Genomic DNA, 15,705 nt, shown 5'->3' with positions numbered 1-15,705 from the left:
TTCCTAACTCAAAGTTGCACTTCGCAACCTCGCAGAAATAAACATATTTTTTACTTGAATAAAATTGATATTTAAAAGAAATTACTATAAAGGAAATATATGAATAAAAAGCTTATTAAATTATTTAAACATCCAATACGCGTAGTGATTAATAGAATTTATGTCTTTTTGAAATGGTTTAGGTATTCTAAACATCATGATTATAAAGCAGAATATTTTTGGAAAAACACCCACAAAAAATACGGTTTTGACTTGCGTGGAGTTGGAAGTTGCATTAAATCACAAGACGAGAATCAACGCATTCTCAACGAAGGCAGTAGATTAATGCTTGAATTATGCAATCGTGAAGGAATTGACCTTCGGGAGGTTTCTTTACTTGATGTTGGATGCGGTACAGGATATTATTCCAGACCTTTTATAGAAGCAGGTGGAACGCAATATACAGGCATTGATATTGTTGATACTCTATTTGACGGCCTCCAAAAGCGTTTTACTGATTTTAAGTTCCTCCAGATTGATGTCTCAACTACACCGATACAAGGAGAATACAATCTCATTATTGCAATGGATGTGCTCCAGCATATTACCAATGAGACAAAATTCCGATTTGCTATGAAGAACATTAAATCTCATCTTACAAAGGATGGTGTGATTATAATTTCAACTTGTATTGGACCTTTCAAACACAATTCATTCTATATGGTAACCCGTCCGATGTCAATCTTTCAAGATGTTTTTCAAAGATACAGAATTAGCAAATCTCTGGATCTTTATGGCAACAAAATGTTCAGTATACGCAAAGTGAATTGGTAAAAATTCTTTGGAGATGGGACAAAAATTAAGTTTTGGATTTAATGGAAAACATAAATTCTATCTACAATAACGAATTAGAAAATCCAGAAAGTCAAGGAAAATGGTTTTAAACATTTACAAGATTTTAATCGCAGATCATTTAAAAAAAATAGGTCTGTATAAACCTGTTCGCTGGGTCTATAATTGTATAGGACGATTAAAAAGCCAGACAGAAATGCGCATCGGCGGGCAGATTTTTAGATTTTGGACACCAACATTTTATATGAATGAATATGTAGCCAATTGCGGTGGAGAACGAGAGTTAATGGAGAAATTTATCAGCGAGCTTTTTCCGTCTGATGTTATATGGGATGTTGGAGCAAACATTGGAATTTATTCTATCCCTTCTGGATATAATATCACTCCCGCAGGGGTAGTCTACGCTTTTGAACCCGAACAAACTTATCAGTCTTTATTGAAGAGAAACATACAATTAAATAAAATTAATAATATAGTTCCAATGTCATTTGCACTTAGTGACTTTAATGGTAAGTCAATCCTATTTCCCTCTGACACACCTAATATAGGGACACATAGCTTCGTTCAAAGAACAGACTATCAATTGAAATCAAAAGGTAAATCTGTTGTAGTGCGGAAAGCTGATTCTCTGGTTGAAAACGATACCCTTCTTATGCCAAATGTAGTCAAAATTGATGTAGAAGGGGCAGAAGTATTGGTTCTCAAAGGAATGGAGAAAATTCTTGAAAATAAAACACTGCGAATGGTCCAATGCGAAGTGCACACTGAAGTCTTACCTCTTTTTGGTGCTTCTCAAAGTGACATTGAGTCTATTATGTTCAAAGCTGGATTCTCAATTTCTCTAAAAAAAGATAGAGGAACACAATTACATTTCGTATTTAAAAGATAATACGCAATTCTCCTAACAAACCTGATTGGAGTTGTTTAATGAAATCTTCTAATAATTCAAAATCAAAGAAAATTCTCTTCTGTTCTGCTCTTTATGCAACCTATATAAATAAAGATTATAAAATTTTAAACCGATATTTTCCTTTATACAAGATAATTTCTCCAGGTTTAAAAGGATTGATAAGGATGTTGAGATATTTACCAAAGGTAAGAGTCTCTTTCATTTGGTTTGCCTCCATTCATGCAGGTGTAATTGTTTTTCTTTCAAAATTTATGAAGAAAAAAACAATAGTAGCACTTGGTGGATTCGATGTGGCAAAAGAGAAAGAAATTAGATATGGTATTTGGACCAGTTGGTGGCGTTCGGTATTTGTGGGATATGCAATCCGAAATGCTGATTATGTGTTGGCAGTTGATATATCGTTAAAAAAGAAAGCCACAAAACTCGCAAAGTATGATGGCGGAAATATTAAAGTTATACCTTTTGGATTTAATTCTGAACATTGGAAACCTGGATTATCAAAGGAAGATTATATTCTAAGCGTTGCTTATATTGATACTCCTCTAAGAATAAAGGTAAAAGGTATAGATATATTGTTAAAAATTGCCTCCATGTTACTTTCATTTAAGTTTAAAATTGTTGGTGTTACAAATAATATTATTAATTTATTGGAAGATAAGACACCACCTAATGTTGAATTGATTCAACCACTTAAACAAGATGAATTATTAAGTTATTTTCAGAGAGCAAAGATATACTGCCAACTAAGTTGGATAGAGGGGTTACCAAATGTACTTTGTGAGGCGATGCTTTGTGGATGTTTGCCTATTGGAACTAATGTCGGAGGTATCCCACAAGCAATTGGAGAAACAGGCTGGATTGTAGAATATGGTGATGTGAAGGGGACTGCAGATGTCATTACTGATGCTATGAGAATGGATACAAAGAAGGGTCTTTTATGTAGACAGCGGATTATACAGATGTTTTCGGAACATCAACGAGAAAAGAAACTGATTGAAATAATTGAAAAATGTCTAATATAAGAAAATATTTTACGAGACATTGTAAGTCAATCAGGAACTTATTATATAGTGAATATTTAGTATAAAATTGCAAAAATGATTGTGATTTTTCAGCAAATCAAAGATTTCTTTCTGTTTTTTGTAAAATTGGAAATATCCAGACGAAATTTACACACAAAATTAATTCCATATTATAAGTGTAATCTTCGTATTTTTTTCATTAGAGTTTTCATTAGAATTAGGTATTTTATTTTTTGTGAAATTGGATCAGGAAAGCAATATAAAAATATTGATTTTATCTCCGCTGATTTGGAAACATATGCTTATTGCAACCGAAAATGTGATTTTTGTTTCAACAGCAATCGTTTTAAGCAGAGAGAAAAAGGAATAATGCCAACCGGAACTTGGAAAAAGATTATTAATGAACTTGGTGAGATGAGTTTTTACGGACGCATTTCTCCTCATTTTTACGGAGAACCCTTGTTAGATAACCGTTTACCAGAATTAGTAAAGTATGCGAGAGAAAAATGTCCCAATTCTTATATTTTTATCTCTACAAATGGTGATTATTTGGATGACAAATTGTTTAGAAAACTGGTAAAAAATGGGACAAATCGGTTTTTTGTAACTAATTATGATGATAAAGAAAAATCTCTATTGAATGAATTGGCAGAGAAATATCCCGCTCATATTACTGTGCGAAATTATAAAGATTTTGTAAAACTTGATAGAGCAGGTGAAATATTTGGTAGAAAGAAGACACTTAATAGACCATGCTTACGTCCTTCAGGACAACTTGTGATTAACTGGAAAGGAGAGGTTTTGCTTTGCTGTAATGATTATTATGCAAGATGCAAATTTGGAAATGTGAATACTCAAACAATATCAAAAATTTGGAATAGCAAAGAATTTAAAGACTGCCGATTAAGATTGCAAAAAGGCAAGAGATGGTCTATCTCAATTTGTAAATATTGTGACGAAATAGGAAGTGTTCCTTGGTAATTTTGAATAAAAGCTTCATCTCTTTACTTGCCAATTATTAGTTATATTTTCTTTAATAAAGAAATGTGATGCATTCATTTTCTAATTTAACATAAGAAAAATTAGTCAAAATAATAGAAAAATGCCTAAGATAAAGAGAACGGCAAAAAATGTTGCAGCACTATTTGCTGGTGATATATTTAATCGTTTAATCGGTTTTATAGCTGTTGCATATTTAGCCAGAATTTTGGGTGCTTCAAATTTTGGTTTAATAAGTATTGGCTTAGCATTTCTAAGTTATTTTTTAACTATCAGTAGCAATGGACTCCCAATTTTGGGGGTAAGAAAAATTATTAAATGTAAAGATGATAACGAAATTGTTGGGGATTTTATTTCTACCAGATTCGTTTTCTCAATTTTTGTTATTATCATAATAATTGCAATAAGTTTTTTTATAAAATCTTCACAGCTAAGGAGTATAATTTTAGCTTATTCGCTTTACTTATTTCCAACAGCATTTTTATTGGTCTGGTATTTTCAAGCTAAAGAGCAGATGGGTTTGCTTGTTTCTGGAAGAGCGGTTGGTATGATATTTTATCTCGTTTTAATTCTAATTTTCGTCAAGACTAATAAACATATTATTTATGTCCCATATTGCTGGTTTGTTTCTGGATTAGTAACATCTTTATTTTTTATTTTGATATATGTATCAAAAGGTAATAAAATAAAGATTAGATTTTCATTTTATAGAATAAAATCATTATTTTTAGAAGCATTTCCCTTAGGGTTAGCAAATTTGATTGGTCAGATTACTTTGTATCTTCCACCAATTTTTCTTGGTTTTGTTATGTCTCCAAAAGAAGCTGGTTTTTATAGTGCTGCTGCTAAAATAGTATTTCTGTTTTTAATATTAGATAGAGTTTTCTCTTTTTCATTCTTTCCTGCAATTAGTAAATGCGTAACAAAAACTCCAGAAAGACTAAATAATGTTTTTAATCAAACTTTAAAATGGATTGTTGTTGTTGTAATTTTATTTGGATTTTTGGGAATTTTGTTGGGAAAGTATTTAGTGTTATTGGTATTTGGAAAAGAATATTTAAGTTCAGTGCTGATTTTCCAAACGATTATGAGTTATTTTATGCTAACTTTGATTAACTCTGCATTTACTTTTACATTAATAGCCCTAAAACAAGAGAAGGTATATACTTTTTCTCTCTTTATTGGTTCTATTGTCTTTTTTGCTTCAGCTTGGTTTTTATTAAAGATTTTTGGACCTGCTGGGATGGGGATTGGACTTGGCATTTATCAAGCTGTTGTACTTTTAATAATGAATAATAAATTGAAAAATTTCTTGGATACTAAATTTTTGAAAATCATAGTATTACCTTTAATTGTTTCAATTGTAATATTTTTACCCTTAATGTTTATCGTAGATTTGAATATCATTTTTAAAATTTTAGTAATATTGACTTGTATGATTCCGATTTCTCGGTTAATAGGTATCAAAAGAGAAGAATTGAAATTTTTGATGAACAAAGTTATATGAATTTAAGAATTGGTCTTACTGCAAGCAAACCCGGTTGGCAAATTTTGTTAAAGCAGGAAGGGGTTTCGTATGAAATAATCTCTTGTTTTAGTGATATAAAATACTCAGATTTATCTGCTTTAATTGCTAACGGCTTTAATTCTTTGAAACAACGCGATAATATTTTAGGTTATGTTAAATCTGGCGGTGCAGTTCTTGTTGATTCAGAAATGTCATCAGAGTTGTTAAATGTCAATATGAAAAAGTTTAGAATAAAGTTTTTAATTCCTGAGAAAAATTCAATTTATTCTGCAGTTGGTTTAGTTGATATTTATCAAAATGGATTTATTCCCAAAGATGGAGATATAACCAGCTTAGATAATGGATTGAAAATTAAGATAAAAGAAATTGGTAAGGGCATTGTATTAATACTGCCCTTTAATGTTAATAAAGCTATTCTTGATATTTCAACCTCTCGCCGAAAATTCTGTTTCAAAAGAAAGGAATTACCATCTGAAAGAGTTTCGAAAATTTCCAAAGGAGAAATAAGGAGAATTGTTAGAATTTCTTTAGAATATTTACATCATATTCAAGGATTACCATTTGTCCAACTATGGTATTACCCTAAAGGAAATAAAAATATCTTTTCATTTAGGGTTGATACTGACTTTTGTAAGCAGAAGGATACTAAAGCATTGTATAAGATTTGTAAAAAAAATGAAATTCCTGGCAGTTGGTTTGTTGAAACAAAAACATCAATGCAATGGTTAGCTGATTTCAAAAATATGCAGAATCAGGAAATTGGACTGCATTGCTATAGACATCGTGTCTTTAAAGATTATGATAATAATCGAAAGAATCTGGAAAAGGGTCAGAAAATTTTAGAAAAATATGGGATTAAACCAATTGGTTTCGTTTCTCCTTATGGAGAATGGAATTACAATCTTGGTAAAGCTATTGAAGATGCAAACTTTCAATATTCATCTGAATTTTCTCTTAGTTATGATGATTTACCTTTTTTCCCATACATAGAAAACAGATTTTCAAAAGTTTTGCAAATTCCGATTCATCCAATCAGTATTGGTAGATTAAGAAGGGCGCATTGTACAGATGAAGAGATGTGGCAATATTATAAGAATGTTATTGTTCAAAAGATTAAACTCTGTGAGCCCATAATTTTTTATCATCATCCATCGCATAAAAAATTTGATATCTTTGACAGGATATTCAAATTCATTAATGAACACTCTATTAAAAAATTTGATTTTGCCGGATTATACAATTGGTGGAAAAAGAGAAATAAAGTTAAATTTAACGCGATATTAGAAAATGAGAAAATAGTTATTGAAAGCAATAATTTCTCAAATGATTTCTGGTTGCGCATTTCAAGTGCTAAATTTGGAAATTCTATAACTCAGATAAGTCCAGAAATAGATCTAAGGAATTTAGAGTGGCACAAAAAAGATGAAATTATATCGTTACCCCAAGATATTAATCACATACGACGGTTTAGCTGGAGAGATTTTTTATATGATTTAGAATTCATACGAGGAAAATTACACCAATGGAAAAATCAATAAATAATTTTCGGTGAAGTTCGGTGTTTACCCCGTGTAATAACTGCTGGAGAGTAATATAGCCATAGTATTTTATATCGCATCTCCCAAGCTTTTTATATTGCCCTTTAAGAACCACTTTATATTACACGGGGTGAATCGGTGGTAAAGAAGATGAAAATAATTTTAGCAAGTTATCAATCTATAATGCTTATTCGTGGAGGCCCAAGCTATGAATTGGTTGAGATTAAAAAAGAACTTAATAAATTAGGAGTAGAAGCCCAATATTTTAATCCATGGGATGTAAATTTAGATATCTTAAATGCCGATTTAGTGCATCTTTTTGCAGCAAATATTGCAACATATTCGTTAGCAAAAAATTTAAAGCATTATGGGATTAAATTTGTAATTAATCCGATCTTCTTTAGTAGGCATTCTCCCACTTTGTTAAGGATTTATCAAAATTTTGAAAAACCATTTTATAAACTATTTAAAAGAACATATTCTGATTACAGTATACCAAAACAGATATGCGAATGGTCAGAAAAGGTTTTGCCTAATACAGAAGCAGAAGCTCAACTTATTTCAAAAGGCTTAGGAATAAATTCTAAAAAGATAAAAGTAATACATAACGGAGTTGAGGAGCGTTTTGCTAATGCCAATCCTGATATATTTGAAAAGAAATATGGCATAAAAGATTTTGTTTTGTATGTTGGACACATTGGGGGCCAACGCAAAAATGTCTTATCTTTAATAAAAGTCTTAGAAATAATAGACCATCCTGCAGTAATTATAGGCGATGTGGCAAATACAAAGGAGAGCGAAATTTGTCTTGAAGAGGCGAAAAAGAATAAGAATTTGATTGTAATTAAAGGGTTAAGGCATGACGATCCTATTCTTGCATCTGCCTATACGGCTTGCGACACCTTTATTCTTCCTGGAAGATATGAAACCCCAGGAATTTCTGCAATGGAAGCCGCTTTAGCTGGTGCTAAAATTGTGATTACAAAATATGGAGGAACAAAAGATTACTTTGAAAATATGGTAGAATATGTAGACCCATATTCAATAGATTCTATACATCAAGGTATTGTAAAGTCGTTGAATAAAATAAAAGATGACCAACTAAAGAATCATATAAAAGATAATTTCCTTTGGGATAAAATTGCCAAACAAACTCTTGAGATGTATAGAAATGTGATTAGTGAGAGATAATATAATAATAAATCTTATTGGAATAGAAGAAAATGCGAAATAATTTATATAGAAAAAAAGCCGATAGAAAAAAAAAGATAGCTGTAATCATTGGTACTAGACCGGAGGTAATAAAAGTCTTTCCAATTATTAAACTAATTGAAGCAGAATATAGTAACTCTTTTGAATATAAATTGATTGTTACCGGTCAACATAAAACCATGCTCAAGCAGGCTTTAAACTTTTTTAAATTACAACCTGATTATAATCTTAATATAATGAGAGAGGATCAGAAATTATCTGCATTGACAGCATCTTGTTTAATTTCTATTAGTAAGATATTGAAACAAGAACAACCAGAATTTGTGTTGGTGCAGGGAGATACAACAAGTACTTTTACTGGTGCATTATCTGCTTTTTATCATAAAATCTCAATTGGTCATATAGAAGCAGGTTTGCGAACCTATGATAAATATCAACCGTTTCCAGAAGAAATAAACAGACATTTGGTGGATGTAATGGCGGATTTCTGTTTTGCCCCAACTGAAAATAATAAAGAAAATTTGATAAGAGAAGGTATAAGTCCTGATAAAATATTTGTTACAGGAAATACAGGAATAGATACTTTATTTCTAATAAAAGAAAGTCATAAAGATAAATTGGAGAAGCAACTACTAAAGTTAGGCTTCAGTAATAATGAAAAAATTATATTAGTTACAGCTCACCGCAGAGAAAATTTCGGAGAAGGCATAAAAAATATTTGTAAGGCGCTAATTAAAGTTTCACAAGAATTTCCTGAGTATAAAGTCATTTATCCTATTCATAAAAATCCTAATATAAAAAATGTCGTTACATCTTTATTGTCTGGTGTGGAAAATATTGTTTTATTACCTACATTGAATTATATTGAATTTATATCCCTTGTTGCGAAGAGCTACTTAATATTAACTGATTCAGGTGGAATACAGGAGGAAGCACCAGTTTTTGAAAAACCAGTACTTGTTATGAGAGAGAAGACAGAGCGTATGGAAGGTGTAAATTCTGGGGTTTCAAAATTAGTTGGAACTCAGCCTGAAAGAATCTTCTCAAATGTGGAAGAGCTAATTAGAAATAAAAAGGCTTATGATAAAATGGCAAATGCAATAAATCCATATGGAGACGGTAAGGCAAGTCAAAGAATTTTGGAACTCTTGCAAAAAAATAAAATGAGCGTACATTGAATAAGTTGAAACAAATCCTTTTTATTTCATATTTCTTTCCACCATTAGGTGGACCAGGGGTCCAAAGAGCGCAAAAATTTGCCAAGTATCTTCCTGAGTTTGGATGGGAACCCATTGTAATTTCTGTTAAAAACATTGAATATGTAGCTTATGATTTTTCTTTATTAGCTGAAATACCAAATATTCAGTTGCATCGTGTTAATTCCTTAGATTTAATGCGAATGCTTTGTTTTGTTGAAAGAGCAAGAAAATATAGGAGAAAAAATAAAAGGATTTATACACAGGCCTCACAAATAATACGGAAATTCTATCGGGAAATATTTCCTATTGATTCAAAAATTGGCTGGATACCATTTGCCCTTAAAAAAGGTTCACAATTAATAAAAAATAAAGATATTAAAGCTATTTTTGTAACCATAAGTCCATATTCTTCTGCCATAGTTGGATATAAACTTGCAAAAAAATTTAATCTGCCTTTGATAATTGATTATAGAGATTTATGGATTGGAAAACCAGATATAACTTATTTTTCAAGTTGGCATAGAAAATTTTCAATTTATTGGGAACGGAAAATGCTTAAATTTGCAAGAATTATAACTGTTAACACTGAGTTTACTAAAGATAAGGTTCTTTCTCTTTATTCAGAAATAGAGAAGTCTAAATTTAAGGTGATATATAATGGATGGGATAGAGAAGATTTTGACCAAAAGTGTTCCAAAGAAAATGATAAAATTATTTTTACATATACTGGTGGATTTTATGGTGAAAGAACCCCATATTACTTTCTTAAAGTATTGGAGAAGATGTTGAATAAAAATCTTTTGCCCACAAATATTGAATTTAGATTTGTAGGAAATTATTTTAAAGATATAATACAAATGTTAGAAAATAAAAGGCTAGAAAGTATTCTTTCTGTTATTTCACAAGTAACTCATAAGGAAAGTGTGAAATATTTAATTCAGAGTGATTTTCTTATGCTTTTTATTGCCAAGAAAGACAGTGAGATAATATTACCGGCAAAGATTTTTGAGTATTTGGCTGCAAGAAAGCCGATATTAGCTATGATACCACGAAATGGAGAAGCAGCAAAAATTATTAGAGAAAATGATGCTGGTTTCATTTCAGAAATTGATGAGGAAAATTTGATTATGGAAAATATTTTAAAATTACTAAATTTATACAAATCTGGTCTATTAAATACTCATTTTAGATTAGATTCCAAAGATTACCTGAAATATGAAAGAAGGAATTTAACTTATGAACTTTCCAAAAATTTAGATAATATTTATGAAACGAATTAAGATACTTCATATTCAACTTTTACCTTTGCTTTCAGGCGTGCAAAATGTGATGCTTAATTTGATTACAAATTTAGATTCCGATGAATTTGAATCTTCAGTAATTTCTGCTCCTGATGGACCCTTAGTTAATAAGTTAAAAGAGTTAAAAATAAAACATTATCAAATTTCTGGGCTTGTCCGTAAAATAAGCCTAAAAGACTTATTTGTTTTAGTCAAAATTTATAAAATATGTAGAATGGGAAAATTTGATATTGTCCATACTCACTCTTCAAAAACAGGTTTTATTGGTAGAATTTCAGCAAGATTTGCAGGTATTAAAGTTGTAATACATACGATTCATGGTTTTCCTTTTAACCCGTTTCAACCTTTACCAAAGCAGATTTTTTTTGAACTATTAGAAAAAATTGCAGCTTTCTTTTGTAAAAGAACCATTTCTGTAAATAAGACTGAAAGACAACTTGCTATAGAAAAACATATAATTCCTGAGAAAAAAATTCTAACTATATATAATGGAATTGATGAAACAAGTCCACTGTCAGAAATTTTTAGAAATGAGTTTGGTTTTCATAAAGATGATAAGATATTTGGTTCTGTGAGCAGATTTTCTAAACAAAAAAACATCATAAGTATAATAAAGATTGCCATAGAAATTGTTGAAGCAAATGATAAGATAAAATTTGTTTTTATTGGAGATGGCGAATTATGGGAAGATGCAAAAAGAATGGTAAGAGCGAGAAATTTATCAGCGGAAATTTTGCTTCCCGGCTGGAAATCAAATGTTGCAGATTGGCTTGCCTTTTTTGATGTATTTATTTTGTATTCATTATGGGAAGGTTTATCCCTATCTATTCTTGAAGCAATGTCTGCGGGATTGCCAATAATTGCCTCAGATATAAAAGGAAATAATGAACTTGTAAAAAATGGTTATAATGGCTTTTTAGTAAAAATTGGCAACAAGGATTCATTTATTAAAAATGTTTTATGGATTTCTAAACACGATAGAAAGAGAGATGAAATGGGTAAAAATAGTCTTAAACTTGTTAGAGAAAAGTTTGCTTTAAACAGATTTATAGAAAGTTATAAAAACTTATATATTAACTTATATCAATCAAAATTATGATTTATATTGGAGTATTTCTCATTTCATTTTTAATTACATATTTTATAGTTCCATTAAATTGCAAACTGTCTAATAAATTTGGTATTATTGATTATCCAAGGGAAAGAAGTATTCATAAAGTTCCTACACCGAAAAGTGGAGGATTCTCGCTGTTGGTGGGATTGTGTATCACTCAGATTGTTCTTCTTCTTTTAGGCAGAAATGAATTTAATAATCTTTTTATCGGACTAATCGGTGGAGGGATTATAGTTTTTGTTTTAGGCCTTTTAGATGATATATTTGACTTGCATGCTTGGCAGAAAATTCTTGTAGAAATAATTATTGTTTTATTTATGACCATTCTTGGATTTAAGATTGAGCTAATTACTAATCCATTTGGTCCATCTATAACTGTAGGACCTTTGTCTATTCCCCTTACAATAATCTGGTTTTTACTTATAATAAACTCAATTAATTTGATTGATGGTCTTGATGGTCTGGCAACAGGTATCATCGCAATCGTTTCACTGATATTAGGTTTTGCGAGTATAGTTTGTTCTAATACGTTTGTTGCATATTTTGCATTTGGATTATTTGGAAGCTGTCTGGCTTTTCTTAAATATAATTTTTATCCAGCTAAGATATTTTTAGGCGACGCTGGAAGCCTTTATTTAGGATTTAATATAGCGGCACTTTCAGTTGCTGGTAATACCCAGTTTAAAGGGACAACAGCAATGACAATGTTGATTCCTATAATTGTTTTATCTCTCCCATTGATTGATACATTTCTGTCAATCATTCGCAGATTGAAAACATCTAATAGTTTATTTCAGGCAGATAAAAATCATTTGCATCATAAAATGTTAGAATTAGGTCTACCATATAAAACAGTAGTTTTTATTGGATATTTTTTGACTTTTTTATTTGGTATTATCTCTATGGGTTTTTTATTAGTGGACAAGAGAATTCTTTTCAGCGTTTTAGTTATTTTGGGTTTAATGATTTTTATTATTTTCTATAATATCATTAAAAAAGAGTTTTTCAAATGAAAAAGAGGATTGTCGTTATATTACTTATCTTCTGTTCAAATATTCTTTATGGATATCAAGCTGAGGATATATATCTTTCAAATTGGAAGACATATACTAATACTACATATATTCATCAAATTTTTTGCAAAGGTGATTCTGTCATTGCCGCAACTTGGGGAGGAATTGGTATCTTCAATAAGAAGGATTTAACATTTTCAACATTAGTAAGAAGTGATGGGTTGAGTAAAAATGAAGTTCGTTCAGTTCATTATATTCCTTCAATTGATGAATTCTGGTTTGGTACTTTTCTTGAAGGAATTTCTCGTTATAAAGATGGAAAATTTCTTAAGCCATATCAGGAAAATCAGGGTGTTGTTGGTAGTTACACAAATGATATTGATGATAATGATAGGTATATTTTCCTTGGAACTGATGAAGGTTTAACCATGTTTGAAATTATGGAAGATGAAAATCCGGCATTTAAGAAAACATTTATCTATAAAGAAGATGGTTCTGGATGGTTATCTGATAATAATGTAAACTGTATAACTTTTGACGATTCAAATAGAATTTGGGTTGGCACAAATCAAGGACTGGATTATACTATAACAGATTATGATGAAATGATATTGCCAGATAACTGGCATCATATTAATAATAATACAACAGGTTATCCTTTTGCAGAAGAAAAAATAGCATGTATTGATTATTATGATGGTAAAATTTATTTTGGAACAGAAGATGGTTTTGCTATAATTAATAAAATATATTCGGATTCATTAGAATTTAATGAATTTACATATAATTTGCCAACAAGAAAGATTTCTTCAATTTTAGCTACTGATGATTCTACCGTTTGGGTTGGATTTGGAAAGTGGAGTGAGACAGACCAAAGATATGATAATGCAAAAGGAGTTGGTAGATATAATTTATTAAATCCTGATGATTACAAAGTTTGGAATGAAGATGATTCTTTATTTAACCAAATTTCTGATATAAAAATGGATGAATATGGAAATATCTGGGTTGCTTCCTGGGGTAATGATATCTATCAATTTGAGAATGATTCAACATGGTGTAACTATAAACGCAATTGTCCTGGTTTTAACTTTTTTTCTACACTTATGTTTGATAGCAATCAAAGACTTTGGAGTGGCAGTGGTATTATCGGTGGAAGTGCAAAAGGTGTTAGAGGAATATCTGTTTATGATAATGAAAATTGGAAGATATACAATAATAGTAACAGCAAGTTGGTTGGAAATAAATCATTATGGATGACAGAAGACCTTCAAGGTAGAATATGGATAGGGGATTGGAATAGAGGAATAACCCGTATCACAAATTATGAGGATACAACCGAATTTTGGGAGTCAATAACTGCTAGTCCTACTTGCGATGTGCCGGGAATTATTGATGAAAATACAATTTCATTCATTACTCACGACTTTGTTGGAAATGTTTGGATTGGAGATTATAACACAAATATTAAAATTGTAGTAACTGATGATACTGTTTATGGTTTTGATGCTTTTATTCCAAGTTCGCATCCAAATAATGGTGTGCAGGATCCACTTTCAATTTTAATATTACCTGATAATATCTGGCTTGGTGCATATTATAGTGGTATTAGATTTTGGGAAGGTGAGGGTTTTCCAGTAACAGGTCAGTGTCAAATACCAAATGGAAATCCCACTTTTGAAGGCCCTTTTATGAACATTGAGATACAAAGAACTGATTATGGGGATTATATATGGACAGGTGGTGATGGTCTTTATATGTATGATGATGATTGGGATGATTGGTATAAATTTACATGCGGTCTTACTGAAAATGTAAGACAATACTATTGGAATGGAACCTCGTGGCAGCCCTGGATATACTATTGGTATGATGATGAAGGAAATCCTGAATCAAGAATGGGCTCTGGAAAAACTAATCAAGTTAATGCAGTCTTTGTAGATCCACACGGTAGAAAATGGATTGCAACTAATGGCGGTGGAATCTCAGTCCTTGACCCGAATAATTATTATTTTACTAATTTTAATACAGAGAATAGTGATTTATGTAGTGATGTCGTTCTATCTTTTGCGTATAATTCCTATTCAGGTGAATTGTTTGTTGGCACCACCGAAGGTCTTTGCAGTTTTAATATTGGCGCAAGTCATAAAGATATAACTCAATCTCATATTGTTGAAAAAGTTAATGTATTTCCAAATCCCTTTATAACTTCAATACATAATAAAATTTATTTTAAATCTTATCCGAACGAGGAACTTCCTCCTGGAAATAATTTGTTATATATTTATAATTTAGCGGGAGAATTGATAACTATCGTGAAGGAATCTGACCGCTTTAGATTTTGCTGGGATGGAAAAAATCAAGCCAATAAACCTGTAGCCAGTGGAATTTATTTTTATGTGCTTTCCTCTGAATTTGATGATGTGCATATCACTGGAAAATTCGCAGTAATAAGATAGTAAATTTAGTTGAACTGGTTGAACTGGTAACTGGTTGAACTGATTTAACTGATTTAACCGATTTAACTATTTTAGGAGATTTTTTGACTTTTAATCTTCAGAATAATATTCAATATGTCAAAGGGGTAGGACCAAAACGAGCCAAGCTACTGCATCATTTAGGAATACATACAGTAAAAGATATTCTATTTTACTTTCCAAAAGATTATGTTAACAAGATAACTAATAAACGAATTGTTGACCTGAAAATTAATGATATTGCCAGTGTAAGAGCAAAAATTGTTTCGTATGGCTATATATCTAAGTATAAAAGTGCAAGATTTCAGCTAATAATATCAGATGGTTCAGGTTATCTAACTTGTATTTGGTTTAAAACCACACCCTGGTTAGAAAAGCAGTTTGAAGCAGGAAAAGAAATTATAGTTCTTGGCAGATTAAAATATTATTATAATAGACTTTGTATGCTTCATCCAGATTTTGAATTTGTTGGTTCCAAATCAGAAGAAAATTTCTGGTCAAAAAGAAATTACCTTCCTCTATATCATCTTACTGAAGGATTAACTAATAAGATTTTCAGAA

At 30.6% G+C, this 15,705-nt stretch carries 13 protein-coding genes; all 13 read left to right on the top strand.

Annotated features, from left to right (window positions below; all coding sequences use genetic code 11):
• Positions 1-99: 99 nt before the first annotated feature.
• Entirely contained in the window at positions 100-813 is a 714-nt protein-coding gene (locus U9R23_04840; GenBank protein ID MEA3475748.1) for a class I SAM-dependent methyltransferase, read from the top strand.
• Positions 814-913: 100 nt separating this feature from the next.
• Entirely contained in the window at positions 914-1,720 is an 807-nt protein-coding gene (locus U9R23_04835) for an FkbM family methyltransferase (GenBank protein MEA3475747.1), read from the top strand.
• Between the two features lie 38 nt (positions 1,721-1,758).
• On the top strand, positions 1,759-2,763 hold the full coding sequence (locus U9R23_04830; GenBank protein ID MEA3475746.1) for a glycosyltransferase family 4 protein: 1,005 nt from the start codon (positions 1,759-1,761) through the stop codon (positions 2,761-2,763).
• A gap of 75 nt (positions 2,764-2,838) precedes the next feature.
• Positions 2,839-3,744, top strand: coding sequence for an SPASM domain-containing protein (locus U9R23_04825; protein MEA3475745.1), 906 nt, complete (start codon positions 2,839-2,841; stop codon positions 3,742-3,744).
• A gap of 121 nt (positions 3,745-3,865) precedes the next feature.
• Complete coding sequence (locus U9R23_04820) at positions 3,866-5,269, top strand: flippase (GenBank protein ID MEA3475744.1); 1,404 nt, start codon at positions 3,866-3,868, stop codon at positions 5,267-5,269.
• Positions 5,266-6,828, top strand: a complete 1,563-nt coding sequence (locus U9R23_04815) for a polysaccharide deacetylase family protein (GenBank protein MEA3475743.1) — start codon at positions 5,266-5,268, stop codon at positions 6,826-6,828. Before U9R23_04820 ends, U9R23_04815 begins: the two co-directional genes overlap by 4 nt.
• A 150-nt stretch (positions 6,829-6,978) precedes the next feature.
• Positions 6,979-8,019, top strand: a complete 1,041-nt coding sequence (locus tag U9R23_04810) for a glycosyltransferase (protein MEA3475742.1) — start codon at positions 6,979-6,981, stop codon at positions 8,017-8,019.
• A gap of 32 nt (positions 8,020-8,051) precedes the next feature.
• Complete coding sequence (wecB, locus tag U9R23_04805) at positions 8,052-9,218, top strand: UDP-N-acetylglucosamine 2-epimerase (non-hydrolyzing) (GenBank protein ID MEA3475741.1); 1,167 nt, start codon at positions 8,052-8,054, stop codon at positions 9,216-9,218.
• Positions 9,219-9,223: 5 nt separating this feature from the next.
• On the top strand, positions 9,224-10,519 hold the full coding sequence (locus U9R23_04800; protein ID MEA3475740.1) for a glycosyltransferase: 1,296 nt from the start codon (positions 9,224-9,226) through the stop codon (positions 10,517-10,519).
• Positions 10,506-11,639, top strand: coding sequence for a glycosyltransferase family 4 protein (locus U9R23_04795; GenBank protein MEA3475739.1), 1,134 nt, complete (start codon positions 10,506-10,508; stop codon positions 11,637-11,639). Before U9R23_04800 ends, U9R23_04795 begins: the two co-directional genes overlap by 14 nt.
• Positions 11,636-12,667, top strand: coding sequence for an MraY family glycosyltransferase (locus U9R23_04790; protein MEA3475738.1), 1,032 nt, complete (start codon positions 11,636-11,638; stop codon positions 12,665-12,667). Before U9R23_04795 ends, U9R23_04790 begins: the two co-directional genes overlap by 4 nt.
• Positions 12,664-15,126 carry a two-component regulator propeller domain-containing protein gene (locus tag U9R23_04785; protein MEA3475737.1) on the top strand — a complete coding sequence of 821 codons (2,463 nt, stop codon included), beginning with the start codon at positions 12,664-12,666 and terminating at the stop codon, positions 15,124-15,126. Before U9R23_04790 ends, U9R23_04785 begins: the two co-directional genes overlap by 4 nt.
• A gap of 83 nt (positions 15,127-15,209) precedes the next feature.
• A partial coding sequence (locus U9R23_04780) for a DNA helicase RecG (protein MEA3475736.1) occupies positions 15,210-15,705 on the top strand: 496 nt, incomplete at its 3' end.

Source organism: Candidatus Cloacimonadota bacterium, from assembly GCA_034722995.1.
GTDB lineage: Bacteria > Cloacimonadota > Cloacimonadia > JGIOTU-2 > JGIOTU-2 > JAGMCF01.
This window is presented reverse-complemented; position numbering and strand designations above follow the sequence as displayed.